Source organism: Acidovorax sp. ACV01 (genome assembly GCF_014851495.1).
Classification (GTDB): domain Bacteria; phylum Pseudomonadota; class Gammaproteobacteria; order Burkholderiales; family Burkholderiaceae_C; genus Acidovorax; species Acidovorax radicis.
Map to the genome: position 1 here is coordinate 217851 of NZ_JACUZT010000009.1, position 24968 is coordinate 242818.

At 58.1% G+C, this 24968-nt stretch carries 16 protein-coding genes; 7 read left to right on the forward strand and 9 right to left on the reverse strand.

All coding sequences use genetic code 11. The annotated features are described in order from the left end of the window. Window positions 1–56: 56 nt before the first annotated feature. The 5 genes from IB243_RS23335 to IB243_RS23355 form a co-directional block, all read right to left on the reverse strand. Window positions 57–920: a hypothetical protein gene (locus IB243_RS23335; RefSeq protein WP_192429581.1), complete on the reverse strand. Its 864-nt coding sequence runs from the start codon at window positions 918–920 to the stop codon at window positions 57–59. Further along, complete coding sequence (locus IB243_RS23340) at window positions 917–6034, reverse strand: RHS repeat-associated core domain-containing protein (RefSeq protein ID WP_192429582.1); 5118 nt, start codon at window positions 6032–6034, stop codon at window positions 917–919. The genes IB243_RS23335 and IB243_RS23340 overlap by 4 nt, the downstream gene beginning before the upstream one ends. 50 nt (window positions 6035–6084) lie before the next feature. Then, window positions 6085–12240 (reverse strand): Ig-like domain-containing protein, encoded by a 6156-nt coding sequence (locus IB243_RS23345; RefSeq protein ID WP_370540382.1) that lies wholly within the window; start codon window positions 12238–12240, stop codon window positions 6085–6087. Window positions 12241–12473: 233 nt separating this feature from the next. Continuing rightward, the gene (locus tag IB243_RS23350; protein ID WP_192429584.1) at window positions 12474–15281 is read right to left on the reverse strand and encodes a hypothetical protein; all 2808 of its coding nucleotides are present in this window, start codon (window positions 15279–15281) and stop codon (window positions 12474–12476) included. A 905-nt stretch (window positions 15282–16186) separates the two neighbouring features. Further along, a complete protein-coding gene (locus IB243_RS23355; protein ID WP_225585263.1) occupies window positions 16187–17356 on the reverse strand; it encodes an esterase-like activity of phytase family protein in 1170 nt (389 codons plus the stop codon). A 444-nt stretch (window positions 17357–17800) separates the two neighbouring features. Here IB243_RS23355 and IB243_RS23360 point away from each other — a divergent pair, with 444 nt between their 5' ends. The 5 genes from IB243_RS23360 (at window position 17801) to IB243_RS23380 (ending at window position 22176) form a co-directional block, all read left to right on the forward strand. Continuing rightward, window positions 17801–18130: a hypothetical protein gene (locus IB243_RS23360; RefSeq protein WP_192429586.1), complete on the forward strand. Its 330-nt coding sequence runs from the start codon at window positions 17801–17803 to the stop codon at window positions 18128–18130. Between the two features lie 82 nt (window positions 18131–18212). Next, window positions 18213–19214 carry a DUF932 domain-containing protein gene (locus IB243_RS23365; RefSeq protein ID WP_192429587.1) on the forward strand — a complete coding sequence of 334 codons (1002 nt, stop codon included), beginning with the start codon at window positions 18213–18215 and terminating at the stop codon, window positions 19212–19214. A gap of 162 nt (window positions 19215–19376) precedes the next feature. Further along, window positions 19377–20390 (forward strand): YqaJ viral recombinase family protein, encoded by a 1014-nt coding sequence (locus IB243_RS23370; protein ID WP_192429588.1) that lies wholly within the window; start codon window positions 19377–19379, stop codon window positions 20388–20390. Window positions 20391–20513: 123 nt separating this feature from the next. Then, window positions 20514–21497 (forward strand): phage capsid protein, encoded by a 984-nt coding sequence (locus IB243_RS23375; RefSeq protein ID WP_192429589.1) that lies wholly within the window; start codon window positions 20514–20516, stop codon window positions 21495–21497. Beyond that, complete coding sequence (locus tag IB243_RS23380; RefSeq protein ID WP_192429590.1) at window positions 21484–22176, forward strand: hypothetical protein; 693 nt, start codon at window positions 21484–21486, stop codon at window positions 22174–22176. The genes IB243_RS23375 and IB243_RS23380 overlap by 14 nt, the downstream gene beginning before the upstream one ends. Window positions 22177–22195: 19 nt before the next feature. Here IB243_RS23380 and IB243_RS23385 read toward each other — a convergent pair whose 3' ends face one another. The 4 genes from IB243_RS23385 to IB243_RS23400 form a co-directional block, all read right to left on the reverse strand. After that, entirely contained in the window at window positions 22196–23152 is a 957-nt protein-coding gene (locus IB243_RS23385; RefSeq protein WP_192429591.1) for a hypothetical protein, read from the reverse strand. Window positions 23153–23215: 63 nt separating this feature from the next. Next, window positions 23216–23488, reverse strand: coding sequence for an H-NS family nucleoid-associated regulatory protein (locus tag IB243_RS23390; RefSeq protein ID WP_192429592.1), 273 nt, complete (start codon window positions 23486–23488; stop codon window positions 23216–23218). A gap of 103 nt (window positions 23489–23591) precedes the next feature. Beyond that, window positions 23592–23795, reverse strand: a complete 204-nt coding sequence (locus IB243_RS23395) for a hypothetical protein (RefSeq protein WP_192429593.1) — start codon at window positions 23793–23795, stop codon at window positions 23592–23594. 262 nt (window positions 23796–24057) lie between these two features. Next, window positions 24058–24351: a helix-turn-helix transcriptional regulator gene (locus IB243_RS23400; protein ID WP_192429594.1), complete on the reverse strand. Its 294-nt coding sequence runs from the start codon at window positions 24349–24351 to the stop codon at window positions 24058–24060. Window positions 24352–24477: 126 nt separating this feature from the next. Here IB243_RS23400 and IB243_RS23405 point away from each other — a divergent pair, with 126 nt between their 5' ends. Both IB243_RS23405 and IB243_RS27320 read left to right on the forward strand, forming a co-directional pair. Then, on the forward strand, window positions 24478–24702 hold the full coding sequence (locus tag IB243_RS23405) for a hypothetical protein (RefSeq protein ID WP_192429595.1): 225 nt from the start codon (window positions 24478–24480) through the stop codon (window positions 24700–24702). A gap of 26 nt (window positions 24703–24728) precedes the next feature. Further along, window positions 24729–24860, forward strand: a complete 132-nt coding sequence (locus IB243_RS27320; protein WP_255509301.1) for a hypothetical protein — start codon at window positions 24729–24731, stop codon at window positions 24858–24860. Window positions 24861–24968 lie beyond the last annotated feature (108 nt).

Genomic DNA, 24968 nt, shown 5'->3' on the forward strand with positions numbered 1-24968 from the left:
GATTTGAGCACAACAAGCACCCAATAGCATCTAAATTTTTTAACTTGGGATGCGCGTTAATTGGATCCACCAAAATGCCCATACAGGTATTTTGCCGACGGATGATAATGCGATTTGTTTGGCTTAATGTAACAATGACGCAGTTTCGGCATGCCACAAAAGAATTCAAAATCCCCGTCACACACTTCCGTTTTAATCAGAGAGAAAATTTCGAGATCTGGCATACTCGCAATTTTTTTCAGACTATCGATTTTTGGTAGTTTCTCAATGATAAGAGATGTCAAAGATGGCAACTCAAAAATAGAAGCCACACTTGACAACTTCATCAAATTCATCATCTCAAGATAACGAATTTTACTCAAAGCCCCAAGCGCGGAAATATCGAGCAGATTTTGACAATATCCAAGAATTATTTTTTCCAGACGAGGGCAGAATTCCACACCAGAGAGATTATTTAGATTTCTAGCTTGAAGAACCGAAAGATCCACCATATTGGGGAATTTCTCTAGAAATGCCAAATCAGCACCTTTGTGAAAATCAACCCATAGTCTTTTGACTTTTGGCATACGGGTACTAGGCAGCAACCTCCATCGGCCAATTTCTATACCAATTTCTTCAACCCCTTGAAGCTCTCCCAAATCAAAATCTGCCAAAACATTCTTGCATAAATATATTTCCTTTAAATCAGGAAGTTTATTCAACACACTCACATCGATTATTTTTTCACACTCCACAGACACGGTCTTAACCCCAGCAATCAGAGAAAGAAAATCAATGTCATTGAGAGCACTGCTGCCGGTCAAGTTCAAGGAAACTCTTTTGACATCCGACTCATTAATGCATTCAATCGCCTCATTCACATTAAACCCATCCAGCAGCCAGAAATTTTTACCCTCAGAGTTTTTAATCAGCTTAATCATTTCAAGAACCTCCGCCCCGGAGATGCTCGCCAGTTGTAATTATCAGAACTACGGTGACCGCCGGCATCTGTCATCATTCGCCTGTGTTCGTCTTTAAAAGATTCATTGTCATTTGCAGCCGGTGTCCAATCAATGAATAGCAATTCATCTTTATATTTGTCAGTTTTATCTCTAGCAGATTTTTGCGCACGGTCCCAATCACCTTTTCCGTGATATTTTTTCCCACTCTTGAAATGACAGGTATATGACCCAAAACCATTGTGAACAATATACCCGGACTCCCCCACAAAGAACGTATGTAGGTTCTCAACTTCGAGGTTGTAAACCCGGACTATCTTGACCTCGATCCGCACGTCCTCAATCGTGGCCACGCCTGCTGAGTCGTCATCCCTCTCCCCGCTGCCCATCAGCAGCAGCTTGGTGCCCTTCTTCAACAGCACCGCATCCCGCCAGCCTTCGCTGGTGCGGAATGGGTGTCCGTCAGTCGCGGTAATGCTCCTTCCACCAGCCAGCGTGATGTGCACCAGCTTGCGCTCTTTCTCGCTGCTGTAGACATCGCTCACCTTTTCATAGCGGGTTGCGCTTATCTGCTGTGCGCTGGCGCCTGTTTTGGCTTGAACTTCCTGGCTGTAGCCGTTCTTGTCTTGCTTGAGCTTGCCGTCGTGCGCCGCCATTTCATCCCAAGCCAGCACTTCGTCACCGATCTTGATGTCGACAATCGGCTTGAGGGCAGGCTTGCCCTGGCGGTCTCTGACGTGCACCAGGGTTTCGCCGGTAAAACTGTTGCCTCCCGCAGCTCCTGCGACCAAGCTAAATAGCTTGCCAAACCGGCCACATGGGTCGGGCACGGGCAACATCGCAAAGATGCAGCTCTTGAGGCAGTCCTTGGCGTTTTGCGCCCAGTTCACCTCGCCACAGTTCATGAAGGCGTCGCCCACAGCGCTTTCGATGTTGCACATGACGTTGCAACGGGCGTAGTTAAGCAGCAAACAAGGGATGATTTCGCCGGTGGGGTCGGTGTAGCGCCCCGGCGCTGCGGCCGCGTAGGCGTAGAGGTTGATCCCACCTTCAAACCCGATTGGGTCGCTGCTCAGGTACCGACCCGTTTCTGGGTCGTAGTAGCGTCGGTCGTTGTAGTGCAGACCCGTCTCGGCATCCCAGTATTGGCCGGGGTAGCGCAGGTTGTTGGTCATGGCCTTGGCAGCATCCACCGTAGTGCGGGTGATGGCCTTGCCGTAGGCGTCGTAGTCGGCCGCCCAGATGACGGCGCCGCTCTTGTCGGTGATGCGCTGCGGGGTGCCCAGGTGGTCGTTGTGGTAGTACACCGTGCGCCATTGGCCCGGGTTGGCGGCATCGGGTGTGCGCGCAAACAGGGGCGCAACGCCGTTGTCCTTTTGAGGGTTCCAGCCATAGGTGGTGGTGAGCTGACCGCTGCCGTCGGCTTCGGCCAGCAGGCCCCATTCGGTGTGCAGGTAGTGCGTGGCGCTGTTGGGTGCGCCTGCGCTGGCCTGCAGAGTGGCCGAGTCGCCCCGCTCTTTGCGGATGCGCCGGTCGAAGGGGTCGTAGGCGTAGCGGGCGATGCGTTGGCCTGCCCCGTCTTTGACCTCTGCCAGGCGGTTGAAGGCGTCCCAGGTGTAGCGCGTCGTGCGGTAGGGTTCGGGGCGGCCGGTGTCGGTTTTTACGATCAGATTGCCGCTGGCGTCGTACTGGTACGTGGTGGTGCCACTGCCCGATACGCTGGGGCGCTGGGTCAGGCGCCCGGCAGCGTCGTATTGCCACTGGGTGCTGCCAGTCTGGTTGTGCGTGAGGCGGTTGCCATTGGCGTCCAGGGTGAAGGTTTCACTGCGTGCAGACAGCAGGCCTGCGTTAACCTGGGTCAGGCGCCCTGCGTCGTCGTGCGTGTAAGCCAGTTCGTTGCCGTCGATGCGGGTGTTCTGGATTTCTGCCAGCTTGCCGTACTGGTTCTTGAGTTCGAACACGGCCGCCTGGTTGGGGTTGACGACCTTGAGTTGGGTCAGGCCCTGGTAGCCATCGTATTCCATGCGCTGCTCGGAGCCGCCGGGTAGGAGCACTTTCTTGGGCTGGAACCATTGCCATTCCGTAACGGCCATGGTGCCTTCACCGGGGATCTCTACTCGTTCGAGCTGGGCGGCCCCGTCAAACTCGTAGCTGATGGTGACGCCATCAGGACCTGTATAGGTCTTGATCTGGTGGTTGCCATGGTAGGTGTAGGCGTGGCTGAGCGTGAAGTTGTCTTGGCCTGCGCCGTAGGTGATGGTTTCATTCGTGAGTTGGTCTGCGTCGTCGTAGCTGCGCAAGGACGAGAAGGTACCGTCGTTCCAGGTGAGCAGATTGCCTGCGTCGTCGTAGGTGTAGCTGGCTGTCTTTTGCTGGGCGCCTTGGGCGTCGTATTCCTGGTGCTGGGTGATGCGCCCGACAGAATCGTAGCCATAGGTCACCTTTTGGCCATTGGCTTGCAGAATGGCGCTCAGCCAGCCGTTGCTGTTCCATTCGTAGCGGGTGGTGTTGCCCAGTGGGTCGGTGCTGATGACAAGGAGGCTGCGCCGGTCGTAGCCCATGCGGGTGCGGCCACCGCTCGGGTCGATCACTTCGATGACGTTGCCCCGGGTGTCATGGACCAGGCGCAGGGTGTTGCCGAGCGGGTCTTTGGCGGTGGTGACCTGGCCGTAGGCGTTGTATTCGTAGGTGCGCGTTTTGCCGTTGGCGTCGGTCAGCGTTTTGCGCCGGCCAGCCTTGTCGTAGCCGTAGCTTTCCACCCGCGTTTCGCTGCCTGCGACGTCGTTCTTGAGAGCCAGGCTGTCGCGCTCGTTGTAGCGCATGACGCGCTGCATGGTGGGGTAGATCACCTTGCTGGGCTGCATCGAGTTTTTCTCGACGCCATCGGCTTCGGTGTATTCGGCGCCGTAGGTTTGCCCCTTGCCGTCCGTGGCCTTGGTCAGGCGGGCCAGCGCGTCGTAGTCCATGCGCATGGTCTTGCCGCTGGCGTCTTTGACGCTGGCCAGGGCCCCACGCACGTCATAGGTCACGCTGTAGTGGTTTTGCAGCGGGTCGGTTTGGCTGATCTGGCGGTTGGCAGCATCGTAGGCGTAGCTGTAGACCTTGCCGCGTTCGTCGGTGGCGGTGAGCAGGTTGCCGACCTTGTCGTAGGTGTAGCTGATGCTACGGCCCGCAGGGTCTTTCTCACCCAGTTGGTTGCTGTCGGCGTCGTAGGTGTAAGTCCACGAGTGGCCTTGCGGGTTGGTGTATTTGACCAGGTCGCCCACCCGGTTGAACACGTAGCTGCGCTTGTGGCCTTCGGGGTCGATGGTCTGGCGGATGTTGTCTTGGGCGTCGTATTCGATCTGCCACACGGCATCAGGGGTGGTGGTGCCGTTGAATTCGGTGCGCCCCTTGCGGGTGATACGGCGCGCAAAGCCTTTGCTATCGCGTTCGTATTCCGTGACACGTTCGTCCGGCGTGCCTACGGCCTGGATCGTCTTGACGAGGCTGCCGGCAGTGTCGTACTGGTATTGGGTCTTGAAGCCCAACTCGTCGGTTTCTTCCGTGATGCCCAGGTGCTGAGCGGAGTAGCTGGTCTTGCGCACCGAGCCGTCCGGCAAAGTGACTTCTGTGATCTGGTCGTACTCGTTGCGCACGGTGCGGGTGGTGTAGCCCCGCGCGTTGGTGCTGATCTCGGCCCGGGCGCCGGTGTCGTAGCGCACGGTGGCCTCGACCTGGCCATTGACGGTGCGCTGCACGAGTTTGCCCACGCGGTTGTGCGTGAAGGTTTCCACGCGGCGACCCGCGGGGGTTTCCGGGCCAATGATCTTGCTGGTGAACTGTTTGTTGACATTGTCGTAGTCAAACTCATAGTCGGTCACGCCACCGTCTGCCGTAATGCGCTGTTTGATGAGGTCGCCTTCATAGACGATGCGCTCTACCCGCCCTTCCTGGTCGGTGATCTTGTTGATGCGATTGGAGGGGTCGTAGCCGTATTCGATGGTGTGGCCACGCGCGTCGGTAATGTGGGTGAGGCGGTTGCGGTCGTCGTATTTGTATTTGATGCTGCGCGCGGGCAGATCGCCTTCCAGGCCCGCCACGGGCTGGTCACGCACTTCCGTGATCAGCTCTCCGGTGTAGTGCAGGGTTTGCAGCACGCGTCCGTTGCCGTCCACCAGCGCAACCATGCGCCCCGTGTTGTCGCGCTGCAGCCAAATGGTGTTGTTGTTGCGGTCGCCCATGGCCACCACTTGACCCTGGGTGTTGTAGTCCACCCAGTCACCCGATTTTTGTGACTTACGGTAACCCTTGGCATTGGGCTGGGGGTCAACGTTGATTTGGCCAGCCCCCGGAGCGCCTGCCGGGGCGGGCAGTACTTGGACGGGCTTTTTTTCGAGCACCGAGTTGTTGTTGAACGCGTAGCGCCCGTTGTCTCCCAGGTACAGCTCGTTGGCAAGGCGCAGGGCTTCTGCGTCGATCATCCCCGCCCCGCTGCCCATGCACAGGGTGGCGTAGTCCAAGCTCACCCGAACTCCGGGTGCGTAGTCGCTTTTGCTGCCCCCGTCTCCCATGATCCTGTTAAACGGTGTGGTGCGGATCGGCGCCACGGCCTGCATTTGCACCACGCCGTTCACCGTCACGGGCTTGGAGACGCCTCCAATCGTGACCATCTCGGGTGAGGGCTGCCAGTCTTCATCCACCCACACCCAGCAGCCTGGCTCGCCTCCGCTGGAGGTGCTGCCCAGCGCCCCTGTGGTGTCTGCCGTGTTGCTTCCGGTCAGGTTCTTCCAGGTTTGCGACAGGCTGTCCCATTGGGCTCCGAATTTCCACTCCCGTCCGTCCCAGCCCAAACCGCCGCCGCTGCTGACGCCGCCGCCTCCTCCCGATCCGGAGCCCGAACCACGCGCGCCACTTCCGCCTCCGCTGCTTGCATACGGAAGCGTTGGCCCTGAAGACGTCACGTAGCCGTTGGGCAGCGAAACCTGCGCGCCGACCTGCGCTTGCACTCCCCCCGACAGGCCCAGTACCAGCAATGCAGCTCCGGCTACGCAAGTGCGCGCTGCCTGAGCCACAAGGCGCCAGCGCGTTACGGACTGGCTATGAGAGTGATCCATCTGTGTCATTTCCATACGCGTTTCTTCAAATTCTTGTCGTGTCATAGCCGTCAGCTGCACTGCAGGCGGCTGGCGATGTATTCGCATTTCTTGCCTGGCATCCTGATGGTGGTGCTGCTGCCGCCGCCGTAGCCACCTGCACCGCCAGGCCAACTGATACCGCTGCTGCCGCCCGGGGAGGAAGGCCCACCCGAGGAAGAGCTGCAGGAGCTATTGCTCACCGAAAACCACGATGCAGAGGAGCCACAGGTCGACTGTTCACCGTTCTTGCAGGTGAACGCGCATTCCAATCGGAAGCTTGTGCTGTAGCTGTAGCACCCCCCACCCGAAGCGTTGGCGCTTGAAGCTGCAGCCTCCAGCGACTGCAGCGAGATCACCCGATAGGGAATCGTGACGCGCTGCTTGGCCTCCAAGGTCTTGGGGACCTCGACCAGAAACTCGTAGCGAAAATACGCGTCGCTTTGCGGCAGGTGCTGCTTGACGGCATCCGCACGAATCAGGCCGTAGTTGGTGATGTTCAGCTCGCCGTAGTACACATCCCCTGCAGCCATCTTGGGCAGGTTGATACTGGTAGGCTGCACCATCACCACTGCGGCGGGTACATCTGTCTCGAACGTGGCGTTCAGCGTGATTTCGTACCGGTCTTGAATCGTGATTTCGCGAACGCTCCATTCCACGTTGATCACGTTGTAGGTCAAGAACACCGACTGGTTGGCCGTGACGCCAGGCTTAATCACAAGACGCCCGCCTACCTCCTGATGGTTCGTTGCCCGTGCACGGAACTTGTACCGACCAGCAGGGAGGCTTTCAAAAAGCGCCTCACCCAAGGCATCTGTCAGCAACTCCTGTGAAACGCTGGGCACATCTTCGTTCTGCATCGTGATCGATGCGCCCGCAAGACCCGGAATCAACTTCCCATCCTTGCCCACCGTAGCGGTATAGATGTCGGAAGCCTTGAACAGCACATTGCCTTGGCCGCTCTGGGTCAGATTGACATAGACGTTCAGCGACTGGGCTGGAATGTTGTCGCCCACGACATTCAATTTGAGTTCGTAGATGCCCTCTGGCGTACTGGCGGGCGGCGCAAAACTCAAGTCAATCGAAACACTTTGGCCCACAGTGAGCGACCCATTGGCCTGGTTTGCCATGGTTGCCCAGTTGGGCGCGGGGTTGCCATCACTCTTCGTCAGGGTGAACCGCAGGTTGATGGCATCTTGCAGGCCATTGTTCTTGACGATCACCTTCTCGATCTGGTTGCCGCCTTGCGACATACCTGTTTCCACCATGGTCGGTGTGCTCACCAAAAAGGGCTTCGCTTCCGACAACTTGTAGTCCACCCGCGCAAGTCCCAACGGCGCACCACCATGCTCGTCACTGGTAACGCTGAGTATCAGACTGCCCGAAGGCTGCGCATCGTTGTTCGCTGAGAACGTCACAGGAAGGTTCAATGACTGGTTTTCCTGAATGTTTACCGGCGACGGCAGTTGCACCGACACACCCAGAGGCACCTGCCCCGTGGGCTGGTCCGACGGATTAAGGAGCAATCGCAGATTGGTCGCCGAAGTCCCCGCCCCTGCCTGCGCAACAAAGGGAATGTTGAAAGCGTAGTTTTTGGGTAGATCAATCTTGAACGGGGTAGGGCCCACCGTAATGCGGTTGATCGTGAAGGACTTTTGTTCAGGCCGGTCCGTGATTTCCGGATGCACGGCGCTGACCTTGTAGAGCCCCGCGTCCGTGATTGTTGGCTTGAAGGTGTACTCGAAGTTGCCCGATACATCCGTGAGAACACTGAACACGCGCTCAAACCCCTGCTGGTTGAGCACCAGCTTCAGGCGGGTATTGGACATTGGAGCCTGCGTGCTGCGATCCAGCGCGCGCCCCTTGATCACCACGTCCTTGTCGCCAAAGGAGCTGATGGGGCTGACGTCAGTGACCACACCGTAGTAAGCCGTCTCCAGCAACGATACAGTCCTCTCGGAACCTCGACCGGCGATGCTCAGTTCGTCCTCTTGGCCCGTGTGGTAACGCAGCTTGTCGACCTCCAACCGGACACGGACGCTGTTCGGACTGGCGCTGGGCACGTTGAGCAAGAAGACATCGGAGACGTACTTGCTTCCGGCCGGGATTCTTGCCACGGTCTGCCCATTGGTCAGGGTCACGACGCTTGCGCCAAACACCTGCTTGTAGGCCTGGGTGGCAAGGACATTGCCATCGCTATCAAGTATCTTGAAGCGCAGCTCGTTCGATGGGTTGGCACCGTTGTCCGTTGCCGTCAGCAGCTCAACATCCACGTCAGAAGTGTTCTCGATGGTCAACTTCAGCTTGCCGGTCGCTCCACGGGTGAACTCGTCCGTGGACATTCCCACAACGAGCGAGCTTTCAGAAACTGCCAGCGTCTGATAGCGCGCGACCTTGACCAACTCTCCCTCTACGGGCGATATCTCAACACCCACCTGAGCTCTTGGGGCGCCAGGCAGGTCAGCGTATCCGCCCACAACGACAGGAATCAACTTGGTTTCGTTTGAGGCCAGGGAGAACACTTCGGACTTGTGATCCTTGAACTGCGTGGCGTCGCGATTGATGGGCAACCGCACCACCACTTTGGCGCCATCGATGGATTGCGGGGAGGTGTTGACAACCTGCACGTGCAGCTTGTTCATCACACCACGCTTGATTGGCAATCCAGAAGCGATTTCGCTGCTCACACTCGGAAGCAGGACCGAGCGGGGCATTTCCACGCCATTGGCATCCACGGTGGCGATGGTGTAGCGGCGGTCTCCACTGGTGTACCCCGTGTCTGTCATTCGGGTGTCCACAATGGGCGCAGGCGTCAGCTTGGTTCTGCTGCCCTCAGGCCCCACGTACACCAGATAGCCCGCAATGTTTCCATTGGGCGCAGACCAGCGCAGCAACGGCAGCTCTCCGCCGATTTGTTCCACAACAAGATCCCGAACGGGCAACAGACTTGCGTTCAGGTAGCTGGAGTTGGAAATCGCGGACTCATTGCCCGCCGCATCCACGGACGTGACAACATACGCGCCATGAGTGGGAGACGGGCTCGCATCCACCGCTTGAGTCGTCTTGAGGCGATCTTTGTATGGCGTCAGGCCATCCACAGAAGTAATGACCGTGCCCGCGCCACGATACAGCCGATAGTGGTCGACAGTGCTCGAAAGCGGAGGTTGCCAGGTGGCCAGAATCCCCTGACCAGTCAACGACAGTGTGAGGTTCTGCGGCGCTCCAGGTGCGGTTGCACTCGATTGCACTTCGACCACCGCACTTTGGCCCGAGACAGATTCTTGTCCATTGGACTGCCTCACGGTGGCAATGGCATATTTGTAAACACCATCCGCAGGGGTCTGGTCGATGTACTCCGTACCGCCTGTGCGAATCAACGGTGTCAGCACTGCAGCCCCCGGGGCTTGTCGGTACAGCTGATAGCTGGTCGCTTGCTCGACCTCCTGCCACGTGAGACGCACCTTGCCCTGAGCCTGGGCCTTGGCTGTAAAGCCATAGGGCACGTCCAGCGGAGGCAGATTGCCCTGGTAGACCTGGAACCGATTCAAGGAGGATACCTTGTTCGATACGTTGTCCAGGTCATCCTTGGAGATGTGGCTAAAGCTCAAGCTCTCTGGCGTCCCCAGTCCCGCATCCGACGGCAAAGAGAAGCTCGCGGAAAAAGTCGTGGGGTTCACTTGGGACACACTGCTCAATGTGACTGGCGAACGCACAGGCCCCGACAACAGGAACTTGAACTGAGGTACCGACGAAGGCTTCTTGCTGAGCGTGAATGTCACCTGAAGCGTTTGCGCGGTGTCGTTTTTGATCGGTGCAGTCGGACTCAAAACGATGTTCGACAGCACAGGCCCTTCTGTGTCCACCCTGATCGACGCCCCTGCGTCAATATCTGTTCCACGGTTGCCGACCACATCGCGCGCTGAAAACAGTGCGTTGGCAACCCCAGACGGAGTGTTCGAACTGATGAGAAACGTACCCCGGTACTCCGTGTCGGACGAGCGTGTCAGTTCCACGGGAATTGGCGCCCCGCCTTCTGGCACGACCGACAGATACGGCGTCATTTGAAGGGTTTCATTGGTCTTCAGCACTACACTGACGACACCCTGCCCCATGCGTCCAGTGGCGGCGTCTGTCTTACCCTGGCTGGTGTAGCTGATCGAGACCGCCTTGGGTGCCGTGCCATCCGAAGTGGCTTGCCCGGCGTTCGTCAGCTCAGACAACGTGCCTGCACTATTGACGGCGGCCACGCGATACACCCACAGGCCATCCGCAGGCGGCAGGTCTTCAAAAAGACTTACCGAGGCAGCAAGGGCACTTGTAGTGATCTTGACGGCTTCCTGCTCCGTGCTGAACGGCGTATTTGATCTAAAGACCACATACCCCGTCACGTTCGGATCTGTGGACCTGGTCCAATTCAATCGCACCTTGCCGCCCGCCAAAGCACTGGCGAGCAACGAGCTCGGACGAACGGGCACCGATACATCCAGAGTGACCTGCACAGGCGCAGAGAGAGCACTGGTTCCAGAGGCATTGCTTGCCGATGCTTGAATCGAGTTGGAACCACTGACCAGGGTTATCGCAGCGCCAAAGCGGCCATCCGTCCCAACCGGCAGAGCACTGCCGCTAGGTTGGCCGTTTAGGAGCAGTTGGACTGACACACCAGATTGAGCCTGACCGGCCACAGTGAGAGTGGCTGTACGCGTCGTGCTTCCATTGACTGGTTGGTCAATCACAGGAACGGTTGGCGCCAGATGCTCCACAGTGATCGAGAAACTGGCATTGGAGACATTTCCAACGGAGTCCGAAGCCTTGATCGCCAAGGTATGAGAACCCGCGGCGATCCCTTTCCAATCAATCTGCGTGCTGTAAGCGCCGCTGCCGCTTGCGACGGCTACCACATTGCCATCAAGCAGAACCTCGACCCGAGCCACGCCACTGCGATCACTTACTGCCACAGAGAGAGTTCCATCACCAGCCAGCTTGGACCCATTGGCAATAGCAAGCCCATCAAAGACAAGATTTGCGATGGCGGGGCCATCCCGATCATCCTGAGGGGGGGCCCGTGAAACGGTGACGTCAGTACTTTGTTCACTGGTGCGTCCTGCAGCGTCCTTGGCAAGAACCTTGATGGTGTGTATGCCCTCCGCCACGAGACTGGTGTCCCACTCGGAGACAAAGGGCGGCGCGTTCTTTGTCGCAAAAAGCTGCCCATCTACAAAGAACTGCAGTTGACTGATACCGGATCCGTCCTCAGCCACTGCCTCAAGTGCGATGCGTCCGTTAACAAGACTCCCTGGAGCGGGGCTTATCAATCGAACGAGCGGAGGCGTCGTATCGACCCTCACACTGCCATCCAAATTGGCCGTCACCACGGTGCCGGATCCATTTCTGAACTGGACACTGAGAGACTTTTGACCATCGCCCTCCGATACCACGAAGGGAATCTGCACTTGACCATTCGTCAGCGCCTGAAATGGGATACCCGCAAATTGCCCTGCTTCCGCAACACGGAACTCAGTGGCATTCGTACAGGAAAGGAGCAAGCTGATAGTTCGTTGCTCAAAATAGGGCGCAGGCGACGCCAGTCGGATAGAGGGATTGAGAAGAGGCCCCGCAGCCACGAAAGAGCCATAGTTCACCCCTTCAGAAACGGGGTTCCCTTGGCCCATTGGATTAGTGGCGGTTTGCTTGGGACCGCTGCTGTGGCCCCACCAATTTCCTTCTGCTTGAACAACACTGGCAGGTTGCAAATTCAGGATGGCGTAGCTCGTATTCCCCAGGAGACTACTTTGAGACACGACTGGCGTTGCGCCAGACTCTACCTGCAGACCAACAGTATTGGCATTGATGTTCGCTTTTGTAAAAGATGGAGATCCACCGCCGTAAACGCGAATACCAACGGAATTGCTGTCCAGCCGCAGACCATCAAAGGAGAAATTCTTTGCAGGCAGCGTTAATCCCGCACTAATTGAACCTACTTTGGCGGGTAAATTAACTTGGCTTCCGGCATATCGAATGGTCAACCCATTCATCGAAACATCACCGATATTTACACTTGGAGCAATGAACACTCCCCACCAATCACCAATTTTTGGTGAACCCGGCGTTGGGTAGGCCTGGCCTCCAATTCGATCATCGGCAGCACTGGTAAAAGTTACTCCCGGGGCTGTCACCAGCTGGCTGCGCACCAATATCCCCGCACTAGGTTGGTCAGGCTGCTGCGCCGGCGCGAACTTAACTACCACACCATCGCCAATGGTTAGCTTCGCAGGCTCGGCCGCAAAAGACTGTCCGACTAGCGCCCAACATGCCCCCGCTAGTACAAATACCGAAGTATCTCCAACTAGGCGTGTTAGCCAACTTGCAAATTCACCGCACTTCGCACGCGAATTGCTCTTGGGTGCAAAAGAATGCATGAATATCATTCGCGCACCTCAATCAAAAATTGCGCAGTAGCCACCCCCGGAGCGCTAACGGTCAGATTGGCTGAGCCTTTCGCCTCAATCTTCACGTTAAATACAGTGCATGTCTCATCCGCCGGCCAAGTATGAACTGCGTCCACAGGGTTAACAATTGAAGTATTCGAACTCTGAATATTGACGGTCAAATCAGATTGGGAATAGCTACGCCAACTTGAAAAGCAAACCTCCATCTCTCTAGGAGTTGGACTCACTTTATACTCAGGATTCCATTCTGGGATATAAATTGCGCCCTCCTCCACTGTCACAGGAGCTCTATATATCTCAGGATAGATGAGCGGATGACTAATTACTTCCGCCTCTACGGTCGTCTCTCCAAAATTGATACCCGTCAGCGGAATCGTAGGACCATCCCCCCAAGATCCCGTATTTTCTGGAATCTTTATTTCCGCAGGAACAGAACAAATAGAGGAATCTACGCAGCGCAACCGGATAGTTAATTCCACGGGAGTAGGCTCACCATTCCCAAAATTCACGGTTCGAATCGTAAAATTCGAACTCAACCCCCTTGCAACCGACAGATCTCGGCACCCATCACCACAGGAATCAAATTCCAAACCGTGATCAGGCTTAACAGTTATCACAGAAGAATCATAATTTTTACCAGAGGATGACGTAGCTCTAAGTCGGTAGCTACCAATGCCAGTATGCGAAACATCGAACCCCTCTACACATCGCTCTCCTGCTGGAATTCGCGCACTCGTGACGACAATCCCTGAGCCCCGAATAGCATCAGCTACGTTAGCGGGATTTTTATCAACCAAACTGAGATCAAAAACACGATCTTGGCTACTTATCTGGTACTGGGCCATTGAGCGGTCAGAGCTACCCCAGCATATTGATATACTATTCTCATACCCCTGATTTTTGTAATAGAATTCATAGTAACCTGAAAATTCACCTGTGGGCTCTTCAACAACAACTGGTAGTGAAGTTGGAAGCGCATTAACGGCACTAGCTTCGATGACCGTTTCTCCTTCGATGATCCCTTCAACTGGAACCATCACATTACGACCACCGGCAGGAATCGTGACCTGAGAAGGAACAGAACAGTAACTCCCGTTCACACACTTTAGCGACACTACCAGCGCCACATTGTCGTCAAAAAACTCTCCACGCTTCACTCTCGCTATATTCACTCCACCGCGATTCAACATTCCAGTACCAACAAACAATTTAGGGGCATCGCCGTGCAATACAAATTTCAAACTAACTGGATCTTTCACGGATATCCCTGAATTGCCATTTAGTGCACCGCTTGCAGATGCATTAATGAAAGTCGAGCCCTCCAAAATACCACGCACCCGAACACCATCGACAAGCGAAGTAACACCCTCTGGAACGACAAGCGCAGAGTCCAAAACCTTGGCGACACTGGGATTCTCTGTCGCTAGGTTGACCGTTAGCCCCCCTACAGGAGATGGATGTGAAAGCAGGAGGCTGGTGGCTCTAGTTTCCCCCGTGGGAATAGCTTGTCGTAGTTTCTCAGTGTCGAGACCCAGCTTCATTTGGCTCGAAAGAATTCGCGTCACGGCCGTCCTGTAACCACTGCTTGATGCAGCCAAATCGAATCCGCCAGAAGATATCGCCTTAAAAATAAACTGCGCCTCCTGCTGTCCTTCAGCGACAACGACTTCAGCGGGAAGCTCCGCCCAATCAGCAGGCTCTGCCACAAGCTTAATCTTTGCCCCCCCTACCGGGGCAGCAATCGGCAAGATAACACTCGCCGAATACGGCATGTGAACTGCAACATTTGCGTACTGAGCACTCATACCCAGTTGCGGCAACTCAACAACGGTAAAATTCGCCTGAGCAGTTCCCAATTCAGCCTGCGCCGCTTTGAGAATGCCGCTACCAACTGAGCGCCCTTCGATTGAGAACTGAACCTCCTTTGAACCTTCTGGGACGTTGAGATCTGCCAGGGCATCAATATAGCCACCAGGCAAGCTGGAGATAGCAATTTGTTTACCGCCTGCAGGAGCAGGCTCATCGAGAATTAGTTTCACCAACGCCGATTCGCTCAAGCCCACACGGACATCCTGAGGTTCAAATTGCATTTGATTGCCAGCTCCAACTTCTACTAGGCCACGCTGTATCAAGTATGGAATTCCGGTAAGCCCCCAGGTAACCTGATCAGAAATCACCCCCGTCGACATCAAAATTGCATTAATCTCATTCCCGGATGCCTCCAATCCGTAGCCCGACGGCGAGGATTTTAAATCCGACTTTATTGCTGGACCAGCATGATTAATGACCGAAATACGATTGAGAATTGGTGAAGCCCCTTGCAGGACGATTCCACTCCCATACTCAAAGCGAACATTCTCAAGAATCGTTTCTGGACTTTTCGTTCCAGACAAGAAGCGCCAAAGCCCCCAGTCACCGGGGGCTTTACTTAGATTTGCGGAAGTGATGACAATTGGTTGGCTGCTAGTACCCCTTCCAAACAAGGTCCCTTGTTTGAGCGTAAAAGAAGCTCCCGACTCCATACGGATTTCAGTCCCCGGCTCAATGGTGAGTACAGCCCCCTGGTCAACTATTACCTCTCCCTGAAGGACATAGGGAGAACCGCTCATTCGCCAAATATTATCTACGGCAATCACACCAGAAACTTTCGTCTCTGCGCCGTGCGCGACGCCTATCGAGCCAATCGCTCCAACGATGACCGATAGTAAGACGAGAACTACTCCCCCGATCCGTTGATTAATCCGATCAAGGAGAGGAAGCAAAAAGGTCCGAAAGAAATCCATGAAAGCACTAGCCTTGTGTCTATGAACAACGATGCTCAGTTCAAGATTTGGTGATATATCGCCAAGCCAGGAGCACTATTCAAAAGAAAAATCACCAGTCCAGGGATGCAGGTGAAATAATTCGGCGATTCCGAGGCTCAGAAAACTATCCCTGCAATTTACAAGCAGAGAAGAGCTCAACGATCTCGAACCGAAATCTAGCGCGCAGTTACCGCAACTTTCTAGGCGTCACTTCGCTTGATGTCCGCACAATGTGCGTGTAGATGGCACAACTGGCTAGCAAATGAGAAAACCACAACCACACGGGCTTAACCGAGGAAATCCCGGCTCGACCACATAGCTGATTTACTTTTCTCGATCCACCCAGACCTATGACATGCTTTGCATATGCATCAAGCGTGCGCGCAAAAACTCATTGCGAGTTAGTAGGCACTAGGGGTGAATACGCTACGAGCACCTGATCCCTGGATGCCAAGCTAGATCAGTCGTAGACGAGGAGGCGCGAAGAAACCTACGCGCAGGGCGAATGCTTGTCATTGAAATTCCCTCTCTTTTTTTCGCAATGTATCACGTAGGCTTCTGTAATCTTTGAAAGGCCTTTTGTTTTCTTGCAACAAATTGCATTGAAACCCGTTCTATGAAGGAGCCAACCCCCGAAGCGCTTACAGACGCTCTCAAGAGCGCAGCCGGAATGTCCCCGCACATAGATCTGCTGGCAGCCCATGGAAGGGAAAACCTTCCAGCACACGGACTCAGGCTTCAGCGTTGATGGCTCCGAACTGGAAAACCGTAGACGCAAGGCTTTGCTGGTCCGGCCAAGTTCAACGCGGCCCAATGGCCGTTCCTGAACAAGCAGCAGGCAAGAGCTACGGGGAGGTACCCGCAGGTCGTACCTGTGCCCCTACTCAGTCAGGTAGTACCTCGAAGACGATGAACTGATTGGCCTGCGTATTGGCCGTGAAGTTGTTGTCTGCCGCCAGCACGATGGTCCGGTGGCCATTGGGCAGGGTCTTTCCCCAGGTGATGGCCTCGATGTTGTCGAGCTTCACACCCTGGTAGGTAATGGGCATCTCCAGCAGCAGCTTGCGGGTCATGGGCGTGTAGCTTGCCGCACCTGCGAGGCTGGCTATGCTGGTCACGTTGGTCGTGCCATCGGTAATCTCGGTCAGCACCAGACGGATGGTGTTGCCGATACCTTGGGCAAAGGCCCGCTCCACCGCGATGAACTTCTTGTTGCCGATGGCCAGGAAATCCGACAACCCATTGTCCGGGCCGAACGGCGCGCCGGCCGGCGCATCCACGGGAATCTTCAGCAACTGGTACGCATACTGTGCCTTGGCCGAGCCCGTGGCCGGGTCCAGGGCCGTCACGCGCACCACGCTGCCGGCCTGCACGGTGGTGAGCGGGCCGTCCTGGATCAGCGCGTCCTCATTGGCCACGAACACCGTGCCATCGGGCGCCACGGTCAGCGCCTCAAAGAGCTTGTTGCTGCGCGCGCCCGTGGTGGCGTTGTCCACGTAGTTGTAGATCGCCGGCATCTTGAACTCGCGCACGAACTTGCCTGCGGTGGTCATCTCTCGCACGAAGGGCTGGAACAGAGTCGCAGCCGTTGTGCCCCAATTGCCCTCGGAGGACCAATACAGGTTGCCGTTGGGCGCCAGGCGGATCGCCTCGGGGTCCACCGTGCGCGCCGATGCTGGGAAGGAGGATCCGTCCTCGCGCTGCATATGCGTCTGGCGATTGACCTTGACCGTCACCGGGCCGGTGGCAGCGTAGTCGATAGAGAGGTTGTAAAAGCGCGGCGTGCCCCGCTCGCCGCCCCGGTCATCGGAGATGGCCCAGTAGCTGCCATCGGTGGCTTGGTCCAGCCCCGAGATTCCGCCAAACTCCACGCCCTCAAACAGCGTGCCGGTGGGGAGAGAGGCCGTGCCGATCAATTTGAGCGAGGCGACGCGGGATTCGCCGGTGTTGTTGTCATCGTCACTGCCGCCGCAGGCGGCCAGGGCGACCGTCAGTGCGGTCAAAGTAAAACTGGTGGCCAAGCTGCGCCAGAAGGAGTTGAGTGCGAAGCCCATGTTGAGTGTCTTTCTGCGGGTATGAAGAAAGCACGGGAGCATGGATGGCGAGTGCGTCAAGAGCATGACACCCAGGAAAGCACAGTGCGACTGTTGCGATCAGGAGCCGATCAAGCGCGAATTTGATTGGCTCCATCAGCTCCAACGAGTCTAGACGGGTGATTCATTCGTACGCAGGTCATCCAAAGTTCGATCCCAAATTTCTTCAACCACATATCACTTCCTCGAGCTGCCAACCGATTACACCCCGCATTGACACGATCTAACGCCCTCCCCGCCCGGCACGCCCCACCAGCGCTGCCGGGCGCTATGCCGTCTCGGTAGCGCCAGACCTGTCCGCATCCCCTACTCCAAGCCCCGCGTGCCCAGCACCCGGGGCTTTTTCTTTGCCAGCGCGCTCCCCCTTCTTTCCTTCCAACCACCACCAACCAAGGAGATTTCCTCGTGATCAGTTGCCCCCAATGCCAATCCCCTCGCATCGAAACCCTCGATCGCGCCCGCACCACAGGAGCTGCGATCGGCGCAGTCGCAGGAGCCGCCAGCGGCGCAGCAGCGGCCCTGCGTTCTGTCCCACTCGGCACCACCTATGGATCGCTCGTCGGCCCGGCTGGAGTCGTCCTCGGCGCCGTCGCCGGAGCCGCCATGGGCGGCCTGAGCGGCGGCGCCGTCGGCTGCGAGATCGGCAGCCAGATCGGCAAGGCCGTCGATCAGAACTGCCTCAAGAACCACCACTGCCTGGAGTGCGGTTACCGCTTCCGGGATCCGTACGCCTGAGTGCTCGCACTTCTAACGCTTGTCACTTTTCTCACTTCCCTCCCCCTCGTTCTCTTTTCATTCATTTATCAAGGAGCTTCCAATGGCACACCTCGTTCAAACCATGGCCTATGTCGGCGAGACCCCCTGGCACAACCTGGGCCAGCAACTGCCCGCCAAACAACCCATCGATGTCTGGGCCCGTGAAGCGGGCATGGACTGGACCATCCGTGAGGCGCCCGTGCGCTACATGGCGACGGAGCCTGGCACGGGCGGTAACGCCGCCTCTTCCGTCTCCGCGCTGTATGCCGAACCCATGGAGTTTCCCGACCAGAAGGTGCTGTACCGGAGCGACACCAAGGCTCCGCTATCGGTGGTCAGTGCCCGCTACCAGGTCGTGCAGCCCAAGCAGGTGCTGGAGTTCTATCGGGATCTGACGGAAGTCTCTGGTTATGAGCTGGAGACTGCCGGGGTTCTCAAGGCCGGGCGCAAGTTCTGGGCCCTGGCCCGTACCGGCAAGTCCTCGGCGCTCAAGGGCAACGATGTAGTCAATGGCTATCTGCTGTTGGCGACGTCCTGTGATGGGACACTGGCGACCACGGCCACACCGACGACGGTGCGTGTGGTCTGCAACAACACGCTGTCGATTGCCCTGTCTGGAACGTCGAGCGCGATCAAGGTGCCTCACAGCACCAGCTTTGATGCGCAGGCGGTCAAGAAGCAGTTGGGTATTGCCGTCTCCCAATGGGACGGTTTCATGTACCGCATGAAGACCTTGTCCGAGCGCAAGGTCAAGAGCCATGAGTCCATGAACTACTTCCTCAAGGTGCTCTGCCAGACGGATGAGCATGCCGACGCGTCTGCAGGCCTGACCAACGAACGCGCGCTCAAGAAGGTGCAGGCCATGTACGAGGGCCAGGGCCGGGGCGCCGAGCTGGCAGCCGCCAAGGGCACAGCCTGGGGACTGCTGTGCGCTGTCACCGAGTTCGTGGACCACGAGCGCCGGGCGCGCAGTCAGGAGTACCGCCTCGATAGCGCCTGGTTTGGCCAGGGGGCAACCCTCAAGCAGCGGGCGCTGGAGCAGGCGTTGCAGTTGGCGTCATGACGGTGTCTGCCGTTCTTTGCGGTTTGTCCATCTGCCTTCATCATCCTTCACGGCATAGACCCCGGCTCCTTCAGTGGACCGGGGTCTTTTGTTTTGGGGGGCGGTGTGGCGTCGTGGTTGTCGTTGTTGTTGCTTTTGTTGTTTTCACTTCAAGGAGTCAGCATGGTTCGTCCTGTTGTTTCACCAGGGTCTGAGGCGTCACCGCGTCCCCGCCCTGCCCTTCGGCTGGTCAAGACCCAGGACCTGGATCGCGATCAGTGGTTGCAGGTGCGCCAAGGAGGCATTGGCAGTTCGGATGCGGCTGCGGCGGTCGGGCTCAATCCCTACCAGTCGCAGCTGGAGTTGTGGATGGAGAAGACCGGGCGTGCCCCCACCGCCCCACCGGGCGATGGGGGTGCGGACGATCTGAGTCCGATGTACTGGGGTTCGCTGCTGGAGCCCATCGTGGCAGCGCACTACACGCGCCGTACGGGCAACCGGGTGCGACGCATCAATGCGGTGCTGCAGCATCCCGAGCACCCATGGATGCTGGCCAATATCGACCGGGAGGTCCTAGGGACGCCAGATGTCCAGTTGCTGGAGTGCAAGACCGCTGGGATTCAGGGGGCCTGGCTCTGGCGCGATGGGCTGCCGGAGTATGTGCAGTTGCAGGTCCAGCACCAGTTGGCCGTCACGGGCAAACAGGCTGCGGATGTGGCCTTGCTGCTGGGAGGCCAGGAGTTGCAGATTTTTAGGATCGAGCGGGATGAGGAGCTGATCGCCCAGCTCATCACCTTGGAGCGGGAGTTCCGGGGCTATGTGGAGCGGGACCAGCAGCCTCCGGCCGACGGGTCGGAGTCGGCAGACCGGGCCTTGCGGGCGCTCTATCCCCGGGACACCGGGTTCACCCTCAACCTCCAAAACGACCTGGTGATGGGGGCGGTGTTCTCGGACCTGCTGGCGGTGAGGGAGGTGCTGGCAACCAACATCGCCCTGGAAGCCCAGCTCAAGCAAGCCATTCAGCAGCGCATGGGGGATGCCTCCCGAGCGGTGTTCGATGGTGGGGAGGTGAGTTTCAAGCGCAGCCGGGATGGGACGCAGCTCGATACAGCGCGGCTGGCCAAGGAGCAGCCGGAGATCGTCAAGGCCTACACGGTGCCCAAACCTGGGAGTCGGAGGTTTCTGGTGCAGACCTGAGGTGGGTGGTCAGAGCCACAGGTCATTCATTTCATTCAACGCATTCCCCATACGGGCTTCATCGGTGACGGTGAGGCCCGTTGTGTTTTAGGGGGTGTTTTCACATTCAACAAGGAGATTCACATGCTCAAAGGTTTGGCTTTGACACCGCCCGTGATCGGGCGCATTGCGATTGGGCGGGTGGTGGAGAAGGCAGGACGTCGTCTTCCAGAGAAGGACGATGAGTTCACCTTGACCAGCCAGGTGCAGAACAAGGAGGGGTGGGTGCCACATCCGGTGGATGCCCAATTGCGCAAGGAGCCGGGGGCCAAGCTGCGCAGCATTCCGGTGCAGCTGCTGTTTGACGATCCGGATCTGAGCCTCAGGGCGAACTACACGATGTTTGACCGGGCCACGGGAAGGCCTCTGTGTGTGGGAGATGGAGAGAGCTGCAAGCGGGTGACCCTGTCAGGGATGCAGTCCCTGCCCTGCCCTTCGCCTGCGGTGTGTGCTTTGGCACAGGATGGGAACTGCAAGCCGTATGGAAGGCTGCATGTGCGGGTGGAGGCGGATGGCAGTACCGAAACGGGCACGGCTGGTGATGAGTTGGGCAGCTTTGTGTTCCGGACCACGGGGTTCAACAGCATCCGGACGTTGTCGGCACGCCTTCGGTATCTGTTTGCGGTGTCGGGTGGGCTGCTGGCGGGATTGCCACTGGAGCTTCGGCTGCGGGGCAAGTCCACGACGCTGTCGCACCGCACGCCGATCTACTACGTGGATCTGACGCTGCGTGCGGGTGCTTCCTTGGCCCAGGTCGTGGCTTTGGCGCGGCAAGAGCGTGAGCAGCAGGCAGCGATGGGGCTGGATCAGGCGGCGCTGGATGACGCAGCACGGCAAGGCTTGGCCCTGGGGGAGTTCGAGGAGTCGCAGGAAGAAGGGTTGGGCGTCTTGGAGGAGTTCTATCCGGAATCCGATACGGATGGCGATGGTGCGGCAGCCTCGGCGCAGTCGGCCAAGGACACCTCCGGCCCCATCTCCCTGCGCAGCAAGCTGAACCGGCGGCAGGAAGCCATGGCGGCGCGTGTTCCTGCAACCGGTGATCCCGGGGCAGCCCATGCCGCCGCATGAGGGCGTGGTTCGTCGGTATGCCTGGGGGCTGGTGATGGAGACAGCACCCAGCTATCGGCGCAGCACGGATCTGGACACGGGCCCCGTGGCACTGCCCGGAACCTTGGTTCGGGCGCCGGTGCAGGCACAACGCACGGGGGCAGCGGCACTGCAGCAAGCCGTGGCCTTGCTCACTGGGAAGCGCGTTGCAACTCCTTCGGTAGGCACTGGGGCGGCGATGTGGCGCCATGCCCGGCGGCACCTCGCGGAGCTTCGTGTGGAGCTGGTCTGGGAGCAGGAAGCCTCAGCCTTGCTGGCGCAGTGCCTGGGTGCGGTGTCGGCCGGTGGCCTCGTGTTGCTGCAGTGGCAGTCTTTGCCCCGGTGCAAGCACGACGCACTCCGCATGCCTGCCCCGCCTTCACGCTGGATGCTTGTGGCCGGGGTGGAGGAGTCTTGGCATGTACAAGGCATTCATGCGCCAACCAAAGCTTCGGCCTTGCTGGTGGTGGATGCCACGGTGCCGCCGGTCTGGGGGTGTGGGCACAACCAGCATCTCAAGCCCGGGGCCCATCCGGACCATGCGCAGGCGCGCCGGGCGGGATTGTTTCGGCCGGTGTGGACGGCACGCACTTTGGACGGCGGATTGGACTGTGGGTTGGTGATTGCAGCTGTGGTCCTTCAGCCACCTGCGTCTTTGTGACAGCCGTCCAGCTCTTTGCTCAACCTGGCTCTGGAGCCAGATCCGTTGGGGGTGTGACCGCGCCACGCCCGGGGCGCTTGCGTTCCTTGGTCCCACTGCGTGGAGGATTCGGGGGGCGCAGGCGCACCCAGGCTGTTTTAGGGGCTGTGTCGGAATCGCGGCGGTACGTGAGATCGAACTCGCAGGATTCGGTGAGTACCTGCTGCCAGCTGCTGCAGCGGTACTTTTGCGGCGTCTGATCAGAATGCCGCTCCAGCATCCGCGCCTTGACGATATCGAAAGCCACCCAGTCTTCCCCCGCGAGGGCTCGCACCTCTTCGCGCAGCGCCCGCACAATGCCGGTATCTCGCCACTCGAAGCTGCCATCGGGGTTGATGCCATTGAACAGCAAGTCTAGGAAGACCTCAGACTGCATGAAGGAAGCCGCAGCTTGGCGCGCGTTTTCCATACCGACCATCCACGCTCTCAACTCTTGATAGTGGGCATCAATGCGCATGTAGAGCTCCTGCAGATGGGCCATGGCATCCATGCACCCTTGCTCATCCCACAGGTTGAACCGCGACAGGAAGTGATGCACGAGTTCGTTGCGTGCGGACACAAGCTCCTTCACGGCAGCCTTGGTCTGCGCCCAGTGTTCAGGAGGCATCGCCATCCGGAAGCTGTGCGCGAAGGAAGCCCGGTCGGTGGGCGTCTTGTCGTCGGGCAGCAGATCGCGCTCGAAGCCCTCCGGGACCACGAACGACTCGAACATCTGATTGACCAGGGTTCCGAGTGTCTTGTCGGAAAGCTCCTCCGCGCGGAGCGCGGGCTGGGCGTGTAGAGTCTCCACGGCTCCAGCGATCTCGTGGTGCGCCAATACCGCCTTCAGCAACTGTTCGTACTGCTGGATGCGGATCAGGCAGCGCCCCATCAGACGCTGGACATCACGCTGAATCTCAGGGCCCGTTTTCTCTGGAGGCGATGGGTCGGGGGTCATGTTCGTGTTGACATGAGCGAAGTGGGTTCCGCCTTGCTCAGGACACCGCCCTTGCACAGGCAATCAGATCACGAAGTTGTCGCGGTCCTTACCTGCAATCCACTGGGGCGGCTTGCCCCGGCCGGACCAGGTGGCGCCGGTATCGGGATCGCGGTATTTCGCGGCGACTTTCTTGGGCTGCGGCTTCCAGGGGAACACCTGTTGGGCGGTGAAGCCGAACTCCGCGATCAATTCATGGACGGTGGCGAGCGCCTGCACGGATTCCGCCTTGTGGGCCTGGGCGATTTGCGCGTCGAGGGATTTTTTCTGGGCCAGGAGTTCGGAGTAGCTGGGCATGGAATAGCGGATGGACGAAGAAGAAAAAAAAAGGAAGACTGCGACGATGGCAAAGAGCCAGAGGGATGTGGTGGTCGACCTCAATGCTCAGGCTCAGGCTCAGCTATTGGGCCGTAGCAGTGGATTGTGCCGCCTGTCCGCCCTGCCGCCAGTCCTGCAGATCGGTGAATTCACGGCCGCAGCCTGTGCACTGGAGGGTCGAGGTGTAGCGCATGGCGCCCGCCTCGTCGCGCGCTACCACCCGGTGGTAGCTGCTGGCTCCGCAGTAGCCGCAGTGGTTGACAGTGGCAGGTGGATTCGTGGGCATGTCTCGGAAAGGGCTTGTGGCGGGGTGTTGTCGGTGGGTAGCACGATGGTAGCAATCTGGTGACCACTGGGCTCACCGAAGGGCATCACTGCAACTGCGCTGCACTCCTGCCAACTTTGCCACGTTGGCGTCAACCGCTGTCCTGTGGCCGCGTTGATCTGATGAGTTTGCATCACATAATGTCACAAACCCAAGAGGAGGATGGATGGCGGTTTTAGCCTGAAGGCTGGTTGGGCAGCGAGGAGCTGCTGGATCCAGGCTTTTACTGCGCCTGGCTCGCCCGGCGCTTGGTCGGTACAGGCACCTCGGGCGGCTTGAGCAGAGCCCATGGTGCGACACCCAGAACATGGGCCAGGCGCTCGATGTTGGACAGCGAGACGTTCCACTTGCAGCGCTCAATGGCTGACACATAGGTGCGGTCAAGGTCGCACTCGTGGGCCAGGCGCTCCTGGGACCACTCTTTCTGCACACGCAAGAGCCGCACCCAGTAAGCGAGGACTTCGCGCAGGTTGGTCGGATCAGGCAGCCGTGTGGGTGGGGTGGGTTTGGCAGGCACCGCGTGAGGATGCGGTTCTGCTTTATTTGCATCTACGGAGTTTGCTTCTCAATTGAGTGGCATTTCTCGCAGGTGTTTTGTTTTAACAAGGGGCGCCAAGCGCCCTGCTTTGAGGGAGTTCTTGTCATGAAGCTTGCTCGTATCTTGATCGTGGGGTACTTGGTGATCGGCCTTTTGTACGCGTTCTATGCGTATTTCTGGGGGCCCTACGTCAATGGCGGTACGGCGTTCACGTGGGGGTATCGGATTGCCGAGGCCTTGTTCTGGCCGGCGGCGATGTTTCCGGCGCTCAAGACCTGGCTGACGGGGGTCGTGATCGTGGCCGTGATCGCGGCTCTGATGCGCCGCTAGGGCCATGCCTGCGGTCTGCGTTTTTGATGGCTTTCATCGCCCGCGTGATCCTGACGTTGTTCGGGATCTATCTGATTTTTCTGATCTTCAGCTCCTGGGAGATGGTGGGTTTACTGGCGCTGTGGATGCTGGTCCAGATTGCGGGTGGCAAGCGATAGGCAACCCCAACAGGGCCGGGGGAAGGACTGATGGTTCTGGGCCTCGCTTCGCCGCGGGGCTCTCTCCTGCCCCTTCTTGTCCACCCTTGCCGTCCCCTGCCCTCTGCC